This window comes from Nostoc sp. CCY 9925 (genome assembly GCF_963920935.1).
Classification (GTDB): domain Bacteria; phylum Cyanobacteriota; class Cyanobacteriia; order Cyanobacteriales; family Nostocaceae; genus Nostoc.
Map to the genome: position 1 here is coordinate 23,778 of NZ_CAWUDO010000029.1, position 21,525 is coordinate 45,302.

The following is a 21,525-nucleotide window of genomic DNA, read 5'->3' on the forward strand; positions in this document are numbered from 1 at the left end:
CAGCTTCCGTTTTCACGTTTGCGTGTTCCGCGCAAGCTGTAGCAGCTTCCGCCTTGACGTTTGCGTATTAGGCGCAGCCTGTAGCATTAAAATTGAAATATTGCTCATGATTGTGGCTTAACGGGGGCTTGCAGCAGTTCAATGTCTCTAATCTCAAGAATGCCACTACTCTCAAATTGCACGCTAATTTGAACTTTTGCAGCATCCGCTTCTTTTTTAAAATGGGCACGCACTTCGTAAGGCTGAAAATCTTGAGTTGGTGAAATTCCTGTAGACCATGAAGTTGTTGTCATTGCACCCCACTGTCCAGGCTTACGTAAACCTAAGCTTATTTTGATTGGTTTTTCTGTGTTTAAAGCTTTCGCGTTAAATTGACAAGCAAAAACACACTCTTGGACATCGGGTTCTGCAACTTCAAACAAGATGACATTTCGCAAAGGATCGACACTGCTTATCAACCGCTGAGTATTATCGTCATAAGCTTCAATTTCCCAGGTTTCTCCTACAGTTCTAATGCCTCCCCTGGTAATTGTGGAATCAGCAGTCGTGAATCGACGAATCAGCACAAACGGCTCTGCGGGTTCGGGAATGCCAAAGCGCTTTTGCAGCTCGTTACCAACTTCTTGAATTTTAGAATCAATAAAACCTTTGAGATTATTGAATAGATCGTCAAACATAGCGATCGCCACAAAATCATAATATTTTTAGTATTCCCTGAGAAAGTTGCAAATGAGATTAGCCGTAGAAATTCCCCAAAATTAAAGATTTTTTCAAATAAAGATAATTTTGAAAACAAACAAGGGATAACTAAAGATACTTCCATCTTTGGTGACTATTCCCAGAGTTTTCTATGACCGAAAACGCAAAGGATACAGAGCAACTAAATTGATTTATGGGAGTGATTAATTTTGAATTTTGAATTTTGAATTCGGAGCAAAGCGACGTGACCTATTGCCTTAGAATTGCTGACCTACCTACAAATGAGCGTCCGCGTGAACGGCTAATGACGCATGGTGCCAAAATTTTAGGCACAGCTGAGTTAATCGCAATTCTACTAGGCACTGGTCAAGGGCCAGGGAAACTCTCAGCTGTGGGTTTGGGACAATATATTTTGAGTGAATTGGGCAAACATCAGCGCGATCCTTTGGCAGTTCTGCGAGAAGTTACACCCTCAGAATTGATGCTAATTCCCGGTGTTGGCCCAGCGAAAGCGACAAGTATCTTAGCTGCAATTGAATTGGGCAAACGTGCTTTTCAATTTAGACCTTCCGAAGGGACACTAATTGATAGTCCACTTGCTGCTGCTGCTACCCTCAGTCAAGATTTGATGTGGCAGAGACAAGAACGTTTTGCAGTCTTATTGTTAGATGTGAAGAATCGTTTGCTAGGTACGCAAGTAATTACTATTGGCACCGCAACCGAAACCCTAGCCTCTCCCCGTGAAATTTTTCGGGAAGTTATTCGTCAAGGCGCAACCCAGGTAATAGTTGCCCACAACCACCCTTCTGGTAACGTTGAACCCAGCCAAGAAGATATAGAATTGACGCGCCAGTTATTAGCAGGGGCGCAGTTTTTGGGTATTCCCCTACTAGATCATCTCATTCTGGGTAATGGCAATCATCAAAGTTTACGTGAACTGACAACCTTGTGGGATGAGCATCCGCAGGGAGATTAGGAAGAGATAGGGAAATGGGGAGATAAGTTACTCGCTTGGGCGACTAGAAATCGCGGCTACACAGACAAAACCCACCTTCGTGGGTTAAAAACCTTGATTTTTCGTTAGTCCGTGCAGGCGGACTTTGCTTGTGTAGTAGCGAATTATAGCAGAAGGCAGAAGGCAGGAGGCAGGAGGCAGGAGGTAAAAGTATTACTATTCCTAGCTTCCATGCTTTCAAAATGTCCTAACCTGTGTGACTACGGCTATATATTTGCCCAAAACTTTTCAAACAACCTCTTAAGTCAACACTCCTAATGCCCATTTATTTTTAAGATTTAAAGTGCTCAATAAATAACTTTTTTTTGACTTCACAAACCTTTACTAAATATCTCTTAACTTCAGATGTTAAGTTACTAAAATTCAGTTGATAAAATAAAAATTATATTGCATCATTCAATTAACCACATTAGTGGGGATCATCGTCTTGATGATGTAAATCGGGAGCAGGATTGACCGAAAATTTAACTTACTGGCATACTGGCTGCACGTTTTGGCTGCTGCTTGTAATTTTGCACTGAATTGATTATCACGACCATCTATTTTAGAGGCCATTTGTAAAGTAAATATTAAATTCCCATTATGGAAAGCAGCGTCAATAGTGGCTTCTGCCGCTAATTGCTGCTGTTGTGTGAGGCGCAATTTCAGGTGTAATTTATTGACTAATTTACAAATTTTGATGCGGTAACACACCATTAATGGCTGTGCATCATACTCCTTTAATGCACATGAAAGCTTAAGATTTTCTTTATAAATCAAATCTTAAAAATATGGGTCAATGTCAGTAATTTTGTTATTTTGTTCTAGGCAGATTCAAGGAAATTTTTAACATCAAAATAGCCTTGGTATCTAGGGTTGACGAGATTTTAAATAATTTGCCAGGAGATGAAAATCATGTTTGGAATTCCGTGGCATAAATTGCCGACTCCCCTTGGACTTTTAAAATTAGTTCAATTCCGTGGAAAGCTGCGAAAAGAGAACCTCCACGATACTTCGCAACTACCGAATAAGGACAACCTGCCTAAGCCTGTTCCAAGCGCTGATGGTCGCCATTTGAAGGTTCGTAGCGCAGATGGCAGCTACAATGACCTTGAGCATCCAGAAATGGGTATGGCTGGAACTCGGTTTGGGCGCAATGTGCCACTGCAAGATGCAAAATTTGATGAAAAAAACCTACTCACCCCAAATCCCCGCACTGTCAGCCGAGTCTTATTGGCACGAGGTGAATTTCAACCTGCAACAATCTTGAATTTACTCGCTGCTTCATGGATTCAATTTCAAACACATGATTGGTTCAGTCATGGTGGAAACCAGCGCGATAACAAATTTGAAATTCCTGTAGAGCAAGATGACCCCTGGTTACCAGAACACGGGCGTCTAACAATCAACAAAACTTTAGAAGACAAAACCCGTAGCGGGGATACTAAAAAGCCTCCCAGTTTTATTAATGAAGTGACTCACTGGTGGGATGCTTCACAAATTTATGGTAGTAATCAAGAAACCATTGATGCACTGCGCTCTCATGTTGATGGCAAAATGCTGATTGGTGAAGACGGTTTATTACCATTTCACCCAGAAAATGGTATTGACAAAGTAGGCTTTGCTGGTGCTTGGTGGGTAGGACTAAGCATGTTGCACACCTTATTTGTCAAAGAACATAATACGGTCTGCGACCACCTCAAAAAAATATATCCTGAGTGGACAGACGAGCAACTCTTCGACCATGCTCGCCTGATTATCGCAGCTTTGACAGCTAAAATTCATACTGTTGAATGGACTCCTGCCATCCTGCCACATCCTGTGACCGATATAGCTTTGAATTCCAACTGGTGGGGATTACTCGGAGAAGATTTTAAAAAGCGCTGGGGTCGCGTTGGTGAGAGTGAATTGTTGAGTGGAATTGTTGGTTCACCAACTGACCACCATACCGCTCCTTATTACCTCACCCAAGAATTCGTATCTGTATATCGGATGCATCCTTTAATTCCAGATGACTTGGAGTTCCACGCAGTTAGTAATGGCAAATTATTACACAAAAAAGAATTTCCTGAAGTAGCTGGTAAAAATACTCGTGGGATTTTAAAAGAAATTTCCATGCAAGATTTGTTTTACTCTTTTGGAACTTCTTACCCTGGTGCTGTCAGATTGCATAATTATCCCCGCTTTTTGCGACAGTTGACAGGAGAACTGTTAGGAGATGACACACCAGCATTTGATTTGGCTGCTGTTGATATTTTACGCGATCGCGAAAGAGGCGTTCCTCGCTATAACCGTTTTCGTGAATTATTGGGTCGGGGTAAAGTCAATTCTTTTGAAGAGATTACAAGTAATAAACAATGGGTTAAAGAACTACGCGAAGTCTATAACAACGACATTGACAGCGTAGATTTGATGGTGGGTCTATTTGCAGAGGATCTTCCAGACGGTTTTGGTTTTAGTGATACTGCTTTTCGTGTATTTATTCTGATGGCATCTCGAAGACTGAAAAGCGATCGCTTTTTTACCAAAGATTACACAGCTGAAGTTTACACTCAATTTGGATTGGATTGGATTGACAACAACACCTTCCTAACAATCCTCCGCCGTCATTATCCCGAACTGGCACCTGCTTTCTTCGGCGTCAGCAACGGCTTTGCACCTTGGAGAAAGGTCGGTTAAATCGGGCATGGGGCATGGGGCAAGCAGGAAGTGTGGGAGGGGTGGGAGGATGGGGAAGAAATCTTTCCCCCCACACCTCCCTATCTCCCTATCTCCCTATCTCCCCTGCCTCCCCTGCCTCCCCTGCTCCCTCATCCCCCCAGTCCCCAATAAGAGAAACATCATGCAACATTTAGAAGAAATTCGGAAATTTTGGCATAATGCTCAAGATTTGGGTTCTTTGCCTGATGATTATCAGTCCTGGAAAGCTGCTCAAAAACAAGATTTTTTGTGGAATTCTAGAATTCTCAAGTCGAAATATGATCAACTTCCTCCGTTGAGGAAAATTGATATTGTTAGTTTATTTTTTACTGCTCTCAAAACTAAGATGGATCGTCAATTAGACGAAGCTCCTAGTAATTGGAAGAAAGCGATTCATGCTCACGGAAGTGTAGCTAAAATCAAGTTTATTTCCACAAATAATACTTCATTTTCTGGTTTATTTAAGGGAGCAGACTACGGACTTTTGCGTTTATCTGTAACTGGAGATCCCAGCGATCGCGGATTTGCTCCAGGTCTAGCACTGAAGTTGTTTGTGGATGAAAATCCTTCAGGTAATTTCTCGGCTTTAGTATCTTTAGTGGGGCAAGACAAAAACTATAATTTCTTCGCAAATGAATTATCAAATATCGTTCCCATAGCTAAGAGTTTTGGACCTATTGTCACCAACTTGATCTTTACCCGAGTTACCAAATATCCGACCAAACTCTATTTAGAGGATTTGGGAGAAATTGGTCAGCACGGGCAAAAAGAAAGTAAAGCTTATTATCCTGCACAAGTATTTCTTGTTCCTAATCCAAATATCAAGTTTGCTGAAAGTCCACCACATGACTTTAGGAATGACCTGGCTACTATCCCAACTGGAACATCTGTATATACTGTCTATGGCGTTAGTCAGGAAGAAGCTACAGATAAGAATGATAATCGTCAAAAAGCTAAGATTATAGGACACATTGAAACCACATCGGAATTTGTATCATCATTTTATGGTGATAGTCAATTGTTTTTTAGACATCAAAGATTTCGTAATCGCTAGTAGAGACGCGATTCATCGCATCTGTAGATAATGGGAAAATTTTTTATTGATTAATTTTTTCTCACGCAAAGACGCAGAGAAAGAGAACTTGAAAATATCCAAGTTATTGGTTGAAAAATTACGCGTTTGAATAAACAAAAATTATGAATAAAGAAGCTGAGTACGACTATATTGTTGTTGGTTCGGGTGCTGGAGGAGGCCCGGTAGCTGCAAATTTAGCAAAAGCAGGCTACAAAGTTTTGCTATTAGAAGCAGGTGGAGATCCGTTACGCGATGAAAAGGACAAAGATAGGGAACGGTACACTTACTCAGTACCAGCGTTTCATGCGCGGGCGACGGAAGATAACGATCTGAGGTGGGATTTTTTTGTTAAACACTACTCGGATGAGAAGCAGCAGCAGCGTGATTCTAAGTTTAGCCCAGAGCATAAGGGTATTTTGTATCCGCGAGCCGGGACGTTGGGAGGATGCACTGCTCATAATGCGATGATTACGGTGTATCCTCACAATAGTGACTGGGACAAAATTGCAGAAATTACAGGAGATGCTTCCTGGAACAGCGATAATATGCGGAAGTATTTTGAAAGGCTAGAGCGCTGCAATTATCTCGATCGCCCCATTAATCTTAATGATAATCCGACTCGCCACGGCTTTGATGGCTGGCTAACAACCAACTTAGCAGATCCTAAGTTAGTTGTGCGCGATCGCCAACTCTTAAAAGTTATTGTTAAATCTGCTATTCAAGCTTTAGGGGAACAAGGTAAAAGTTTACCCCAAGTAATTAAGGTAGTTTTTAAGAGTTTCTTGGCTAATATATTAGCTTTTCTCAAACTCCGCCAAAAAGATCCTCTGGAGTTCTTAGACACACTTTTAGACCCGAATGACTGGAAAATTACCAAAGTTAGTGGTGAAGGTGTTTTTTCTGTTCCACTCGCTATTAAAGATGGCAAACGCACTGGTACAAGGGAATATATTCGCGAAACCGAACGCCAGTTTCCCGACAAATTGATTGTGAAAACTCATGCATTGGTAACCAAGGTTTTATTTGATGAAAATAACACTGCGATCGGCGTAGAGTATCTTGAAGGTAAACACATATATCGTGCAGATCCTCAAGCCAATAAAACAGAAAATAACTCCCAAGATAGCCACACAGTGTTTGTGAAAAGAGAAGTTATTTTATCTGGAGGTGCTTTCAATACTCCCCAAATACTCAAATTATCTGGAATTGGTCCGAAAGAAGAATTAACTAATTTAGGAATAAAAGTGCGGGTGGATCTTCCAGGTGTTGGTACGAATTTACAGGATCGCTACGAAGTGGGTGTAGTAAGTGAAATGAATCAGAACTTTAGCATCCTGGATAATTGTACATTTACCGAACCAGAACCGGGACAGAAAATTAGTGATACTTGTTTATTAGAATGGAATCGTTCCAAATCAGGTGTATATGTAACTAATGGAGCGGTGTTAGGAATTATCAAGAAATCGCATGGAGATAGACCAGAACCAGATTTATTTATTTTTGGATTACCTGCTTTTTTCAAAGGTTATTTTCTCAAATATTCTGAAGATATTGGTAAGTATAAAAACCTGTTTACCTGGGCGGTACTCAAGGCTCATACCAACAACACAGCCGGTTCAGTAACACTGAGAACAACTGACCCTAGAGATATTCCAGAAATTAATTTTAAATACTTCGATGAAGGTAACGATGTCAACGAACAAGACTTATTATCTGTTGTCGAAGGAGTAGAATTTGTCAGACGCTTAACAGAACGTACTCAGTTGTTCACCAAAGCGGAAATGCTGCCAGGAAAGAGTATAGATGAACAACATGAAATCAAGCAATTTATCAAAGATGAAGCTTGGGGACACCATGCTTGTGGTACTTGTAAAATTGGGCGCAAAGATGACACAATGGCAGTTTTAGATAGCGACTTCCGAGTATATGGAACACAGAATTTACGAGTGGTAGATGCATCTGTGTTTCCTTTTATTCCTGGATTCTTTATTGTGACGCCCATATACATGATTAGTGAAAAAGCCAGCGATGTGATTCTGCAACACGCTGCAAATAAATCATCTTCAGCCAATTTTTAAATTTTAGACATCGGCTCCTTTCGGCTTAGCTCAAGGCAAGTCGCTCAGTCGAACGATTTTGGATTTTGGATTAAAAATCTGGCACAGGCGAATTAAATTTTATTCATCAAATTTTATCCTGATTATTTAAATATTCTGACTCGTGAATTCTAAATTTTTAACAATAAGGAATTTATATATGGAAGGTAAATTACCACACTTTGAAATTGGTTTAGTCATGGCTGGTGCTGTTTCAGCTGGTGCATACACTTCTGGTGTAATTGACTTTCTTTTTGAAGCTTTAGATCAGTGGTATGAGCAAAAAGCAAAACAGCAACAGCAATATGGTGATGATTTTTCCCAATGGGAAATTCCACCCCATGATGTTTTCATTAAGGCGATGTCTGGAGCATCCGCAGGTGCGATTGTTGCTGCAATTACAGCATCCTCGTTATATAGCGATATCATCCCTGTAACGGGGTATCCATTGAATAATCCAGTCAGGAATAAGCTTTATGAAAGTTGGGTACAAAGAATAGACATTTCTGAACTTTTAAAGACTCAGGATTTAGAAAATCCGAAAGCTCCTGTTTTATCTTTTCTTGATTCTACTATTCTTGACGATCTTGGCAAAGATGTTCTGAAGTTAAAATCTACAGGTACAAAACGACCTTACATTGACGATCCGTTTGAGGTTTATTTGTGTATTACTAACTTGCGTGGCGTTCCTTATGTAATTAAATCTCAAGGAGCCAATTCCAGCATTAAAGGACATTGTATGGTTAAACATGCAGATTTCATGCATTTTGCCATTGGTGACAAAAGTGATGAGGTTGAAGGTGCGATCGCTCTAAATCCAGATAAAATTGATATCAGTAATTGGAAACTATTAGTTGATTCAGCATTAGCCAGCAGCGCTTTTCCTGTGGGGTTTCCTCCTCGTGAACTTAAGCGAAGTAGTATAGATGAATACGAAAAACGTAAGTGGGAAATACCTGTTCGCAACCCAATGCTAACGGGTACGTGTTCAGAGTATCGCTGTATCACTCCTGATAAAGATTTACTGACCCAAGGTTCTTATGATTTTGTAACAGTAGATGGCGGGATTATTAGCAACGAACCCATAGAACTTGTTCGCTTGGCGCTGCGAGGTAATCAACAGCGAAATCCCCGTGATGGAGAGCAAGCAAACCGAGCTACTTTATTAATCGATCCATTTCCCAATGATGTAGATGCCGTGAATCCAAAGAATAATTTACTCAACATAGTATCGCGAATATTTAGGAGTTTTATCAATCAAAATAGATTCAAACCAGATGAATTAATTCTCGCTTTGGATGAAGATGTTTACAGCCGATTTATGATTGCTCCTGAACGTAGCGATAACGACCTTAAAAAACCCCTAGCTTGCGGTAGCCTCAATGCTTTTGGTGGTTTCCTATCCCAGGAATTTCGCCATCACGACTATATACTTGGTCGTCGTAATTGCCAAAGATTTCTTCAAAAATATTTTGTCTTACCAGCTTCTAATCCTCTGTTTGATTCATGGTCACAAGCACTGAGAAATAATCCGCAATTGCAAGTTGAAAAGGAAGGAGAAAAAGATATCTTTCTCCCAATAATTCCTCTGGTTGGTTCAGCAAAAAAAGAAGTTCATTTGCCACCTTGGCCTAAATATCAAAAAGAAAACTTTAAATCTCTTGAAAAACAAATACAAGAACGTATTGGGGTTCTTGTTCCTCGCTTAATTAATCAATCTATAAACGATTCTTTTACCCGTACTGCTCTCAAGATTCTTTGGTTTTTCAAGCGTGGAAGTTTAGCTAAAATGTTACGAAATATAATTAAAGACAATTTAGGAAAATACGATCAGCTATAGGATCGGAATTAATTAAAAAAATAAAAGGTAAGAGGCAATGGTCAATAGGCAATTAATCATTTTATATTCCACACTATATTATAGAAATCAGATTAAATTGCTGAATGAAATTCCCAAGAATTTAATCTTCTATAATTCTATTGCCTTTTGCCTTTCTTACTTCTCGTACCCATTTTGAAAAACATCTTCAAGTAAAGAAGCGAGTTCTTTATTTAACCGACCAGACTTGACAAATTCTGCATAGGTATCTGCTTCAATTGCCAATAATTCCCCTCGAAATTGTTCAGTAGTAAAGCTCTGAAGATTCGGATACTCAGTTTGTAATTTATTAATTTTTGTCTGTAAATTTGCAAGTTCACCTTCGAGAAGTTTCCCTTGGTAACGACGAAATTCTGGGTCGATACCAGGGCGTTTATCTGCTTGCAGGTGTTGTAAAACGCGTTCTAGCGCAACATTACGGGCTACTAATTCTAAATATTCCTCGCGTAAGGGTGCATCACCCAGCAAATTGAGTTTTTCTAGCAAAGGTTTGATGGTCAACCCTTGCACAAGCAAAGTAAATAAAACTACGCCAAACACCGTAGCAATGATTTTTTCTCGCTCTGGCAGTATTGTCGGTACACTCAATGCTAGGGCAATGGAGACGGAACCCCTTAGTCCACCCCACCATAAGATAGTTTGGTCTGGTAAAGTAATTTCCGCTTTGGTGATGCTGGTACTCAATTTGCTGAGAATGAAAATAGCAACTGCCCGCATCAAAATCATTGCTCCCACTGTCACCAGAATAATTTGCAGGTTGTCTCCCACGCTGGCAAAGCGTATTTGGTCCCCAATTAACAGGAAGACAATGGAGTTAACAAAGAACGCCAAAAATTCCCAAAACTCAGAAACAATAACGCGGGTGCGGGGATTCATCCCTATACGAGAGCCAAAGTTGCCCAAAATCAAACCTGTGGTTACAACCCCAATTACCCCAGAACCACCCAAGTCTTCAATAATCAGGTATGTACCGTAAGCGGAAACCAAAGTTAAAGATTGTTCTACTAAAGGCAAATCAAAGCGCTGGGTAAGGTAGGAAATACCAAACCCAATGAAAGCCCCGACTGCGATACCGATGCCGACAACTGTAAAAAGCTCAACTAAGATTGGCTGAAATTCTAATTCTACAGTTCTCAAAGAGAACGATACCAAAAAACCAAAGGCAACTACCGCCATCCCATCATTGAATAAGCTTTCGCCTTCCATTAAGGTGACAAGACGACTACCTACGCCTAGTTCACGAAACAAAGCGGTGACAGAAACAGGGTCAGTAGCAGATAAACTGGCTGCAATGAGTAAAGCTGTAGTCAGGGAGACAGCAACAAATTGATTGAGAGCGATCGCCACGCCTGCTATTGTTATCAATACCCCCAAAACTGCATACAAGCAAATTGGTACTAAATCCCGCTTCAGTTCCGACCATTTCAAATTCCATGCAGCTTCAAACAACAGCGGTGGCAAAAAAATGAACAAAATTAATTCTGGCGAAAGAATCACTAAACGAACATCGGCAAATGCCAACCCTAAGCCAACAATCACCAATAGTAAAGTGTAAGGTATCTGGCGAAACCAACTAAATATCTGCGGTAGTGTCGCCACACCTAAAGACACTGAAAGCACCAACAGAAATTGCTTGAGATTGTTGGTAATAACTTCCTCGGCGATCGCACCTTCAAGTACCATAAAAAGATTCCTAGTAGAATTTTGTACTTCTGCTCATCTGACTATTTTCAGATGACACCAAATTAATGTCAGACTTTCATTACCACAGAAAGAAGATTTAACAGTTAACCAAGTATTTAGGAGGAAGGTCTTGGGTAGCAACATTCGAGACCGCTTTAAAAATTTCCGCCGTCAGGGTTCCCAGCCAGAAAAACTCCAACAGCTACAAACAGAGTTGCTAGCAGAATCAACCCTAGACTCAGCTTACATAATTTTGATTATCAGTTCTTGTGCGATCGCAACTTTTGGTTTACTCTCCAACAGTGCGGCTGTAATTATTGGCGCGATGATTATTGCCCCCCTGATGTTACCGATTCGCGGTTTAGCTTTTGGTGCTTTACAAGCAGACATTACCTTATTTCGCAAGGGGGTAATCGCCGTAGCAGTCGGCACATTATTAGCAGTGGCGATCGCTTGTTTTTTCGGTTGGCTGGTGGGGTTGCCTAGGTACGGTAGTGAAATCCTGGCTCGTTCCAGACCAACATTGTTAGATTTAGGGATTGCGGTAGCGGCTGGTGGTATCAGTGGCTACGGTAAAATCGAACCGAAAATCTCAGGTACTGTGGCGGGAACTGCGATTGCAGTTGCCCTCATGCCGCCCATCTGTGTCATCGGTTTAGGCTTGGCCCAAGGAAATTGGTCGCTAAGTTTAGGAGCAACCTTACTCTACCTCACTAACTTACTGGGTATTGCCCTCGCCTGCATGGTGACATTCTCACTAGCAGGTTACACTTCAATGGCGCGGGCACGTCGTCCCCTAATTTTGACTATGGCATTGACAGCTATCTTGGTAATTCCCTTGGGTGTCAGTTTTGCCCGACTTATACGACAAACGCAACTAGAAACCAGCTTGCGAAAAGCCTTATTAAACCGCACCGTTACCTTTGGGCGATTGCAGTTGCTCAACAGCAATACCAACTGGTTGGCTAATCCCCCAGAAGTACGTTTGAGCGTCCGAGCAAGGGAATCAGTCACACCTCGACAAGTAGAGCTATTAGAAGAATTTATCGAACGAGAAATGGGGCAACGATTCACCCTAATTTTTGAAGTTGGTCAGGTGGAAGAAATTCGACGTTCCCAGCCTACACCCTGAAATATGGGGGCAAGGGCAATACAGTTCAGTTAAGCTTTTATTCTCTTCCCCTGCTTCCCCTGCTCAAGAACAGCCTGCCTTAACAGATAAATTTGCTTAACCCAAGCGTATTGGGGAAGTTGTCATTGGTGTCAACTTAAAATAGAACCGATGTCTCGCAAGGAACTTCAGTTCCTTGCTGATAGCAAAAGTAATCTAAAGATTACTAAATATCCCACAAGATTTTGAGTCTACTTCAGTAGACTTAAGCTAAAAGCCCGTGAAATTTATTTCTTGGCGGGTGAGGAAGCCAACACCGAAGCTATTTCTAGCTTAAGTTGACACCAATGGACAGCTGTTTTGCCCCTACTATAATCTGTACCTCACCAACTTGCAATCTGGTGTAAAAAGTTTTTGATACTTGGGCGATGAATCCCACGGCTTAAAGCCGTGGGAGCGTCAATTAGCCTGCAACTGCTTGAGTTTATTATTCGCTGATAGTAGTAACTCTTGAGCTTTGAGATACGCCGTTGTGCCATTCTGCACTTTTTCTAATTCATTAATAATACTCTGCAATTGGCTGCTGACACGATTGCGGTCTAGAGTTTGAGGATCGTCAGGAATTGAAGCTAGCAAGTTTTCAATTTCTCGTTGCGCTGCTGATAAAGCCTCCACAGCATCTCCCTCAGCTTGCCGTCTGACTTTAACTTGACCTAAATTAGTCTCATAAATAGCTAGTAACTGTTGTGCTTCGGTATAACCAGCCACATCGTTTGTAGGAACGTCTTTAAGTCTTTCAATAGCTTCTTCCCACAAATGTTCTATCTGTCGCCATTCGCTGACAGTGTGGGGCGGATTTTGACCAGCTTTGGCAGCTTGCCAGGAAAATTGCCGTGCTGCGGTGATTAAGGCGCTGATGCGTTCATTTCCGGCGGCCAGTCCTACAACTTCCTGAAACTCACGGTTGTAGGCATCTAGTTGATTTCGTGTAGTTTTTCCTGCTAGGGTTTGACTGGGAATTTGTTCTAATTGATTTAGTGCTGTTTGCCAAGCAGCGATCGCTATTTTTTTATCGGTTACTGTTGCAGACTGTTGATATTGCTGTTTTGCATTTAATAAAGCCTGCATATTATCTGTGAGCAAAGTTTGAGCATTCTTTTCCTGAAAAACCTTAGCTTCTAACTGCCCAACTAAACGACGAGATGTATTAAAACCGTAGATGCTAAACTGCCCATGATACCACCAATATCTATATTCAGACAAATCGCTGACAAACCAAGTCGGCAATTCATCGAGATGTTTTTGGGCTTCTTGTAGCTTCTGTTCTCCCAAAGCCAAATCGGCTGGACTGGTAGCTTTTTCAATCAATTGTTCGGCTTGTTCGACTGTTACTAATGCCTGTCGATAGTGACGATCCACATTCATATAGCTAGGTAATAATAAAACAGGCGCATTTCGCAACACCGGACGGCGAATCACTGCGTAAGGCAGGTTTGCCACCCAAATCACACCAACAGGAATGCCTATAAGTATTGCCATCCAAATAAGTTTAGTGCCTATACCCCGCTTGGTTTTGACAGTTGGTTGATGGCGGGATTGGACTACAGTTTGTTGGCTAGTACTAGGCGAATATATCCCAGAACCATTTTGAGAATTTTTACGCAGAATATTCCAGTTAAGTTTGTTGAGAAAACTCATAAATATAGCCATTACTGTGTTTATTATTCCCAGTTTTTTCCAAGAAATATAAACAACAGACTATTTCGGGTTTTCTAGAGAATTCAATATTATTAACTGACTCTTTTTGAGGATAATTTCAAAGTATTTTATCAAAAAAAGTTTCTTTAAATCTAGTCTTTGGAATTGCGATCGTTAATAACTAAAGCACAAAATTCAAACCGTTTCTCCTTCTATGAGAGAATTTAAAAGTAGATTTCGGGATTGCTCGGACATCCTCTAAGATGAAAATTGATCGATATTGTTCAAATAAGTTTTCAGAACGTAATAGTGGATGTAACTCAACTAGTCAAAATTTCAATTATTCTCTTGCTGCTGGCTACAGGTGTAGCTTTGCTATCTCGGCAGTTACGAATTCCTTATGTCACCGGTTTAGTATTGGCAGGTTTACCAATCACTGAATTGTTGTCTCGTCCCCTTGGTTTAAATCCAACCCTTGTTTTAAATCTTTTTCTGCCAATTCTGATCTTTGAAGCTGGTATTAATACAGATGTCAGCCGCCTACGCAGCACCTTTAAACCAATTGCCCTGTTAGCCGGGCCTGGGGCTGTGCTTTCCAGTGGTATTATTGCCGTCCTCTTGAAATTTGGGCTGGGACTAAGTTGGATACCTGCCTTATTTGTCGGAGTAATTTTGGCAAACACTGATACAGTTTCCATGATTGCCGTCTTTAAGGAAATACCAGTACCTTCTCGGCTTTCCACCATTGTGGAAGGAGAAACCTTATTTAATGATGCTGCTGCCCTAGTTTCCTTCAACCTAATATCGCAAGTATATTCCACAGGTTCACTCACCTTACTAGAGGGAATTCAACAACTGTTATTTATTTCTCTAGGAGGCTGTATCGTCGGGTTAGTCTTGGGCTACTTAAGCATACCTGTGTTCGCTCGTTTAGACGATCCTCTCAGCAGCCTATTATTAACAGTTGCAGTTGCCTTAGGAACTTTTCAGGTCGGCCAATATCTAGGAGTATCCGGTGCTGTAGCTGTAGTTGTAGCTGGATTAATTTTTGGGAATTTAGGACTTTCTCGCAATACTTCTGCTTCTAATCGCATCACGTTATTGAGTTTCTGGGAATATGCCAGTTTTACCGTCAACACCTTTATTTTTCTATTGATTGGTGTAGAAATAGACCTGGGAACGCTCTGGAAAACTTTACCCGCAATTCTATTTGCAGTTTTAGCTTATCAAGTCGGGCGATTTCTTACAGTCTATCCCTTGCTAGCAGGAATTCGTTGGTTTGACCGCCCAATTCCTCTGCGCTGGCAACATTTACTGTTTTTAGGCAATATTAAAGGTTCACTCTCAATGGCTTTGGCTTTGAGCTTACCCACCACACTACCGGGGCGAGAAATCCTCATTGCTTTAGTATTTGGCAGTGTGTTGGTGTCATTAGTGGGACAAGGTTTGAGTTTACCTTGGGTAGTAAAACGCTTAAAATTATCTCAATTTTCAGAAGCTCAGCAACAAGTTGAAGAATTGCAAGCCGAGTTGATGACGAGTAAATCTGCACAAGAGGAATTAGATAGCCTGTTGAAATCAGGAGTGTTGCCAAAAGCCGTCTATGAAGAAATGCGTTCAGCTTATCAGGTGCGAATCGCAAAAGCTGAAAAAGCACTGCGGGAACTTTATAATCGCCGCCCTGAAAAGTTAGAAGCCAAAAATGGCGAACTCAGTAAACTCGACGCCATCCGTCGCCGTTTACTCTTGGCAGAAAAAGGAGCGCTCAATGATGCATTGCGAAAGCGAATTCTTTCAGAAGAAATTGTGCAAGGGCGGATACGAATTATTGATGAACAATTGCTGAAACTTGAAGATGATTAATTAGTTGTTGGGCATGGGGCATGGGGCATTGGGCATGAGTCTTGGATACTCGTGAACGAGTCTTTAATACTCGTGAACCAATACAGTTCAGTTAAGACTGTAGGCTAATGCATCCTACTTAAGGTTTACTAAGCTGTTCCACATTTACAACATGTGTACACTGTAGCCCTGTAAAGGGGTTTATTTTCTGCTATTTTGAGAGCGATCGCTGTCCATTATTTTGACTTTTAATAACTCTACCACTACTAGTAAAAGAAATTCCTTGCTGAAAATCAGTGCCAATCATCACTGCTTCTACTATCGGTTCAGATATTTGTGTTTGCGCTACCCACTCAACAATAAAGTTGGCTCCTAAACCTCCACTAGTGTCATTTCTATTAATAAAAAAATCTGTAGAAGCTAGGGCATCAAGTTGAATCGGACGCTCTAAATATTGCTTAACTAATTTACCGTCTGAGTTATAGTAACGCACAGAAGTCACAACCATCGAATTATTCAAATCTGTATTCCGAATGCTCAGGGTAATTGCTAACTCAAAAATTTCCTGTCGATTGTGATGATAAATATGAGAATAGACAGGAACATAGATAGTTTGACCCATTGCAATCTGAAAATTTTTATCAAGAGTCACTATCTTTTGAGATGTGCTTGTTTGAGTAGTGTTAGTTTTGGATTCTGGCGGAATTTCTGTTGATTGACAAGACGTAAGAAAAATTATAATAATTGCCAGATAAATATGGGGATACAGCTTCATCAAAACTATTAAAACCAATTAAATAGAAGGCAGTTTTGTATGGTGTGTTATTGACTAAGGTTGATAACACACCAAAAATGTAGGATCGTCATGTATCCTCAGCACTTATGAACTTAGTTTAAATCGTCTAATTGCCACCGGAGTGCCTTTTTAGCTTTGATAAGTGCGATCGCGGCTTTGGCATTCTCATCTAATACGCATTCTGGAAACACTGCCACAATTTCTTCAATCTTTTCTAGAGGATACCACCAACTCTCGCTTTCTCGATGAAAACGCCATCCCTCTATCGACCTGGCTTTAATCTGAAAACTTCCTCTTGGGTCATAGGGGCCAATCACCACAACTGCATTATATTCTTGACGAATTTCAATGCGTTTGTCTGGTTTTTGTGCATCCAGTTGGCGAGCGTACTGCAACACCTTTTGCACAAACACCTCTGGTACACGAATCGATTTAGTCGGTAAATGCTGCCATTTTGGAAGATAAGGGATTAAATTTGCAGCCTTGCCGCGTTTATTCACCATCTTTATCTCTGTAATTTCTAATTTATCAGGTTTTTGTTGCTAATTTTACTGATTGTTAACAGAGAAATATGGTTAACAGCCTCTATCTCTAGAAATATATACTGAGAAAACTTTTACCTACAGCCATGGTGGATTTTCTGCAATAATGCAACTTAGCGCGAAACCCTGGAAGTGACGGATCTGCGTAAATTAGCTAGAGCGCGATTGTAATCCAAGATAGCTGTAACTCGATTTCCCTGTGCTCTTGTCAGGTCGTTTTCCGCAGCAATTACCTCTGTTTGAGTCCCGACACCAGCTTGCAATCTCAACCTGGCTAAATCCAAAGCCTGCGTAGCTTGATTTAAAGCCACACTAGAAGTTTGCACATTATTTAAATTGGATTGTAATTGAGAATAATACTGTTCTACATTAAAGCGAATTTGGTCGCGCTGGCTAGCAAATTGAACTTCTGCGATCGCAATATTAGCTTTCGATTGAGCCGCACGTGCTTTTGCTGCTCCGCCATCAAATACATTTAAACTTGCTTGCAGTCCCACAGAATAGCTATCACTAGAACTAACGCCATCATTAAAGCGATCGCGCAGGCTGTAGCTACCTGCTAAACTAATTTGCGGCCCCAGTTGTGAAAGTGCCTGTCGTCGCTGTTGTTCGCTAATATTACGTTGTGCTAATTGCTGTTGCAATTCCGGACGATTTTGAAAAGCTTGGACAATAGTTTCTTCCACCGTTGGCTGCCAAAGACCTGCTATTTGTACAGGATCTGAGGCAGTGATATTAACTGACTGTGCCAAACTTAACAGGGTTGCAAGTTGCCGACGGGCGATTTGCTGCTGAGAAATAGCATTAGTCAGTTCTTGTTGAGCGTTAGCTAAATTCACCTGAGCTTGCAGTACATCAAACCCGGTACCGACTCCAGCGTCTTCTCTAGCTTGAGTATCCCGTAAACTCGCTTGGGCATTATCTACAGCAGACTGATTAATTCGTACTTGTTCATCTGCCTGTTGCAAATCATAATATTGAGTCGTGACATTCAGCTGAACTTCCAAAGATCTGCTTTCAACATCTAATTCATCTACCCGTAACTGTTCCTCAGCGGCTCGAATAGTAGCTTCTCGGTTACCAGAGGTATACAAATCATAATTGAGTTGTGCTGAACCATTAAAAGAAGTACTGGCTTGAGACGAATTGCTCCTAAAACCGTTACCACTGTTAGTCAAATTTCCGCTGATTCCAAGAGTAGGAAATAAGGCCGCTTGAGACTCCCGGAGTGCTGAACGACTGCGTTCTAGTTCTAAGATGGCTATTTGTAAATCTCGATTATTGCGTTGAGCTAATTCCAAAGCTTGTGTCAAACTGATTGACACAGTTTGCTGAACCCTCACTTCCTCAGGCTTGGTAGGAAATTGTAGAGGATTGGGATTGGGATTGAGAGAATTAGGAACCTGTAAAGTGCTTGAGGAATTTTGTGGTTTTGGGGGAGTTGTTGCACTTGCGAAAGTTGGAAAAAAAATAGCGATGCCTGACGGCAAGGCTACCGCCAACGCTAAAATAACCCAGGTAGAATTTACACACCAATAAATCAAATTCACATTCATAATTCATAATTCGTAATTAGATAGGATGTTGGCGAATGAAGGAATGGAGAATAACTGATGAAAAATGCCCCATGCCCAATGCCCCATGCCCTAATTTACAATCAAACCATCTTGAACTCGGATAATTCTTTTAGTTTGAGCAGCGATATCTGGTTCATGAGTGACAATTACAATTGTGATGCCTTGCTGATTCAGTTCTGTCAATAAATTCATCACTTCATAAGAAGTCTCAGTATCTAAAGCACCTGTTGGTTCGTCTGCCAAAACTAATGCAGGTCGGTTGACTAAAGCACGAGCAATAGCTACCCGTTGTTGTTGTCCACCAGAAAGTTGACTAGGACGGTTAGAAATGCGTTCTCCTAGTCCTACCTTTTCCAATGCTTCCAATGCCCTTTCGCGGCGTTTTGGTTTAGGTAAGTTAGCATAAACCATTGGCAACATGACATTTTCCAATGCTGTCGCCCGTGCCAATAAATTAAATTGCTGGAAAACAAAACCTATCCTTTGATTGCGGATATAAGCTAATTCATCATCATCAAAAGTTGTGAGGTTTCTGCCTTCAAAAATATAGTCTCCAGTTGTGGGTCTATCCAGACATCCCAAAATATTCATGAGCGTGGATTTACCCGAACCTGATGCACCCATAATGGAGACATATTCACCTTCTTCAATAGAGAGTTCAATACCTTTGAGTATGGGAACATTGATTTCTCCTAAATGGTAGGTCTTAGTAATAGATTCCATCCAAATCATTGTTGGCATATTGATTTTTGATTAATAAATAGTTAGTTATGAGTTTCAATTAAAAAAACTACTTAGTTCCTGAAATCCAATACGATAATCACCATCTAATTAAAATTGGTAATTCCGAGCCAAAATCTTGGGAATTACCTTCCTTGGCATTATCAAACTCTATTTCTAGTTGGTAAAAATTTCCCTGTGAAAATTGCACTAATCCAAGTTCAATTAGCGTTCTAACTTCAGGAGAAAAGTTTTGACCGCTGGGTAAGGTGACTTGTAATGCTGTAATTTCTTTGAATCCAACTTGATGAACTAAAGGAATTTGCCGTTCTAAAGCGTAATCTGTAGGTTTTTTAGTTGTGGGTGAAATGAAAATTAATGGTTCTGATAAATTGTCACTATTGGTTGCGATGGGAATAGAAGCTTTTGGTGGCAGGTATTCTGCATGGTAATCCCAAGTAGGAAATGGTATTTCTCGTGAATCTGATGCTCCTGTTGACCGGAATGCAATGCCAAAAGGGCAAGCCTGTGTTTCTTGCCAACGGCAGCGTTCCCACAAACCTGTAGGTCGAACAAGAGGAGATTGAGCTTCGTTAGCGTCAGAAAGCCAAAGTAACTCAAGATAAGCATTCTCAAAGAAAAAGCAAACGTTTGCACTCCCTTGACCTTGATGAATTCTCCGAGTACCTTCTGTGAGTCCAAAAACAGTTAGCAAATCTGCTGGTGGTGCTTCTGGTTCAACACACACAAAGATATGGTCTAGTTGAAGTTGCATATATTCACCTCTTTTCAGACAAACTTTTAATTTTTAAATTTTTAAATTTAAATTATTTAGTCACTACGTAAAGCGGTAATTGGATCTAATTTGGAAGCGTTGCGTGCGGGAACAACTCCAGCAATTAAGCCAACGGTTATCGAAAGCCCAAATCCAGCAATAATTGATAAAAAAGAAATTACGAATGGAAATTTAAAAATATTTGCAGCTGCATAAGCAATCATAATACCACTTACCATACCAATGCATCCGCCAACAATGGAAATGACGATCGCCTCCGCTAAAAATTGATTCAGGATTGCTGAATTGGTGGCACCTACGGCTTTACGAATACCGATTTCCCGTGTGCGTTCGACTACGGAAACTAACATGATGTTGGCAATACCAATGCCACCAACTACTAAAGAAATGCCAGCGATCGCTACTACCATGACTGTAAATAAACCCACAACATTAGTGAAGGTACTAACAATATCAGCTTGGTTAGTGAGCCGGAAATCATCAGCTTGTGGTGGATAAATATTATGCCGCAAACGTAATAGATTGGTGACTTGAAACTGAGCCGCTTCTAAATCTTCTTGATTGGGGGATTTGACTAAAATTCCGGTTACAGAAACGCCGACCAAAGCATTATTACCAACTAGTCTTGCTGACATACTAGTTAGAGGAATGAAAATTTGGTCATCTCGATCCATCGGTCCTTGAGAACCTTTAGGTTCCATCACCCCAATGACTTCGTAAGCTTCTCCCTGAATCCGAATTCTTTGGCCAATAACATTGCTACTTTGTCCAAAGAGTGTGCGTTGGACTGTAGGGCCAAGAACAGCTACTTGGACAGCGCTATTTAGTTCTTCTTCAGTAAAATATCTCCCCTGCTGGGGGTGGGTATTTCTCACTTCTGGATAGTTTAAATCTGTACCATAAATTGTTGTTGAGGTGTTCTGTCCTGTATAAACAACTTGGGCACTTCGTTGCAGGTAGGCAGAAACAAGTTGAACTGATGGCGCTTCTGTGGCGATCGCTTTGGCATCTTCCCAAGTTAAGGTACTGCTAGAACCTATTCCTTGACGGACATTCCCGCTTCTGGCTGCACCAGCCAAGATTTGCAGCACATCTGTACCCAATGCTTGGATTTGTTGTTCAACTCCCTTTTGCACTCCTTGACCGACAGAGGTAATCGCAATCACTGAGGAAATGCCAATAACTACGCCCAACATAGTTAATCCTGTGCGTAATTTATTACTCCACAGTGTTTCTACCGCCATTGACAATATTTCGGACAACGGCACTGTACGGTTATTCTTAACTTTGTAAAAACCCTTAAATATCTTAAACATA

The 21,525-nt window shown here is 40.9% G+C and carries 17 protein-coding genes; 7 read left to right on the forward strand and 10 right to left on the reverse strand.

Annotated elements, in window-relative coordinates; genetic code table 11:
- Positions 1 to 104: 104 nt before the first annotated feature.
- On the reverse strand, positions 105 to 677 hold the full coding sequence (locus ACM0OY_RS16720) for a hypothetical protein (RefSeq protein ID WP_414569968.1): 573 nt from the start codon (positions 675 to 677) through the stop codon (positions 105 to 107).
- Positions 678 to 943: 266 nt separating this feature from the next.
- Here ACM0OY_RS16720 and radC point away from each other — a divergent pair, with 266 nt between their 5' ends.
- On the forward strand, positions 944 to 1,675 hold the full coding sequence (gene radC, locus ACM0OY_RS16725) for a RadC family protein (protein WP_414569969.1): 732 nt from the start codon (positions 944 to 946) through the stop codon (positions 1,673 to 1,675).
- 435 nt (positions 1,676 to 2,110) lie between these two features.
- Here the strand turns inward: radC and ACM0OY_RS16730 are convergent, their stop codons facing one another.
- Positions 2,111 to 2,473, reverse strand: a complete 363-nt coding sequence (locus tag ACM0OY_RS16730; RefSeq protein WP_414569970.1) for a hypothetical protein — start codon at positions 2,471 to 2,473, stop codon at positions 2,111 to 2,113.
- A 135-nt stretch (positions 2,474 to 2,608) separates the two neighbouring features.
- Here ACM0OY_RS16730 and ACM0OY_RS16735 point away from each other — a divergent pair, with 135 nt between their 5' ends.
- From ACM0OY_RS16735 to ACM0OY_RS16750, 4 genes are all read left to right on the forward strand, one after another.
- Positions 2,609 to 4,372, forward strand: coding sequence for a peroxidase family protein (locus tag ACM0OY_RS16735; protein ID WP_414569971.1), 1,764 nt, complete (start codon positions 2,609 to 2,611; stop codon positions 4,370 to 4,372).
- A gap of 163 nt (positions 4,373 to 4,535) precedes the next feature.
- Positions 4,536 to 5,447 carry a hypothetical protein gene (locus ACM0OY_RS16740; RefSeq protein WP_414569972.1) on the forward strand — a complete coding sequence of 304 codons (912 nt, stop codon included), beginning with the start codon at positions 4,536 to 4,538 and terminating at the stop codon, positions 5,445 to 5,447.
- Between the two features lie 143 nt (positions 5,448 to 5,590).
- The gene (locus ACM0OY_RS16745) at positions 5,591 to 7,546 is read left to right on the forward strand and encodes a GMC family oxidoreductase (RefSeq protein ID WP_414569973.1); all 1,956 of its coding nucleotides are present in this window, start codon (positions 5,591 to 5,593) and stop codon (positions 7,544 to 7,546) included.
- 178 nt (positions 7,547 to 7,724) lie between these two features.
- On the forward strand, positions 7,725 to 9,404 hold the full coding sequence (locus ACM0OY_RS16750; RefSeq protein WP_414569974.1) for a patatin-like phospholipase family protein: 1,680 nt from the start codon (positions 7,725 to 7,727) through the stop codon (positions 9,402 to 9,404).
- 156 nt (positions 9,405 to 9,560) lie between these two features.
- On the opposite strand, the gene ACM0OY_RS16755 is transcribed toward ACM0OY_RS16750, so the two are convergent.
- Positions 9,561 to 11,126, reverse strand: coding sequence for a cation:proton antiporter (locus ACM0OY_RS16755; RefSeq protein ID WP_414569975.1), 1,566 nt, complete (start codon positions 11,124 to 11,126; stop codon positions 9,561 to 9,563).
- A gap of 130 nt (positions 11,127 to 11,256) precedes the next feature.
- On the opposite strand from ACM0OY_RS16755, the gene ACM0OY_RS16760 reads away from it, so the two are divergent.
- Positions 11,257 to 12,258 (forward strand): DUF389 domain-containing protein, encoded by a 1,002-nt coding sequence (locus ACM0OY_RS16760; protein ID WP_414569976.1) that lies wholly within the window; start codon positions 11,257 to 11,259, stop codon positions 12,256 to 12,258.
- Positions 12,259 to 12,696: 438 nt separating this feature from the next.
- On the opposite strand, the gene ACM0OY_RS16765 is transcribed toward ACM0OY_RS16760, so the two are convergent.
- Complete coding sequence (locus ACM0OY_RS16765) at positions 12,697 to 13,947, reverse strand: hypothetical protein (RefSeq protein ID WP_414569977.1); 1,251 nt, start codon at positions 13,945 to 13,947, stop codon at positions 12,697 to 12,699.
- A 297-nt stretch (positions 13,948 to 14,244) separates the two neighbouring features.
- Here ACM0OY_RS16765 and ACM0OY_RS16770 point away from each other — a divergent pair, with 297 nt between their 5' ends.
- Positions 14,245 to 15,798: a cation:proton antiporter gene (locus ACM0OY_RS16770; RefSeq protein ID WP_414569978.1), complete on the forward strand. Its 1,554-nt coding sequence runs from the start codon at positions 14,245 to 14,247 to the stop codon at positions 15,796 to 15,798.
- 190 nt (positions 15,799 to 15,988) lie between these two features.
- Here ACM0OY_RS16770 and ACM0OY_RS16775 read toward each other — a convergent pair whose 3' ends face one another.
- The 6 genes from ACM0OY_RS16775 to ACM0OY_RS16800 form a co-directional block, all read right to left on the reverse strand.
- Positions 15,989 to 16,552 carry a DUF3124 domain-containing protein gene (locus tag ACM0OY_RS16775; RefSeq protein ID WP_414569979.1) on the reverse strand — a complete coding sequence of 188 codons (564 nt, stop codon included), beginning with the start codon at positions 16,550 to 16,552 and terminating at the stop codon, positions 15,989 to 15,991.
- Positions 16,553 to 16,665: 113 nt separating this feature from the next.
- A complete protein-coding gene (locus tag ACM0OY_RS16780; RefSeq protein ID WP_414569980.1) occupies positions 16,666 to 17,076 on the reverse strand; it encodes a hypothetical protein in 411 nt (136 codons plus the stop codon).
- Between the two features lie 152 nt (positions 17,077 to 17,228).
- Complete coding sequence (locus ACM0OY_RS16785) at positions 17,229 to 18,671, reverse strand: TolC family protein (RefSeq protein ID WP_414569981.1); 1,443 nt, start codon at positions 18,669 to 18,671, stop codon at positions 17,229 to 17,231.
- Positions 18,672 to 18,761: 90 nt separating this feature from the next.
- A complete protein-coding gene (locus ACM0OY_RS16790; RefSeq protein WP_414569982.1) occupies positions 18,762 to 19,433 on the reverse strand; it encodes an ABC transporter ATP-binding protein in 672 nt (223 codons plus the stop codon).
- Between the two features lie 79 nt (positions 19,434 to 19,512).
- Complete coding sequence (locus ACM0OY_RS16795) at positions 19,513 to 20,187, reverse strand: VOC family protein (RefSeq protein WP_414569983.1); 675 nt, start codon at positions 20,185 to 20,187, stop codon at positions 19,513 to 19,515.
- 56 nt (positions 20,188 to 20,243) lie between these two features.
- Positions 20,244 to 21,524 (reverse strand): ABC transporter permease, encoded by a 1,281-nt coding sequence (locus tag ACM0OY_RS16800; protein WP_414569984.1) that lies wholly within the window; start codon positions 21,522 to 21,524, stop codon positions 20,244 to 20,246.
- Position 21,525: the final 1 nt, after the last annotated feature.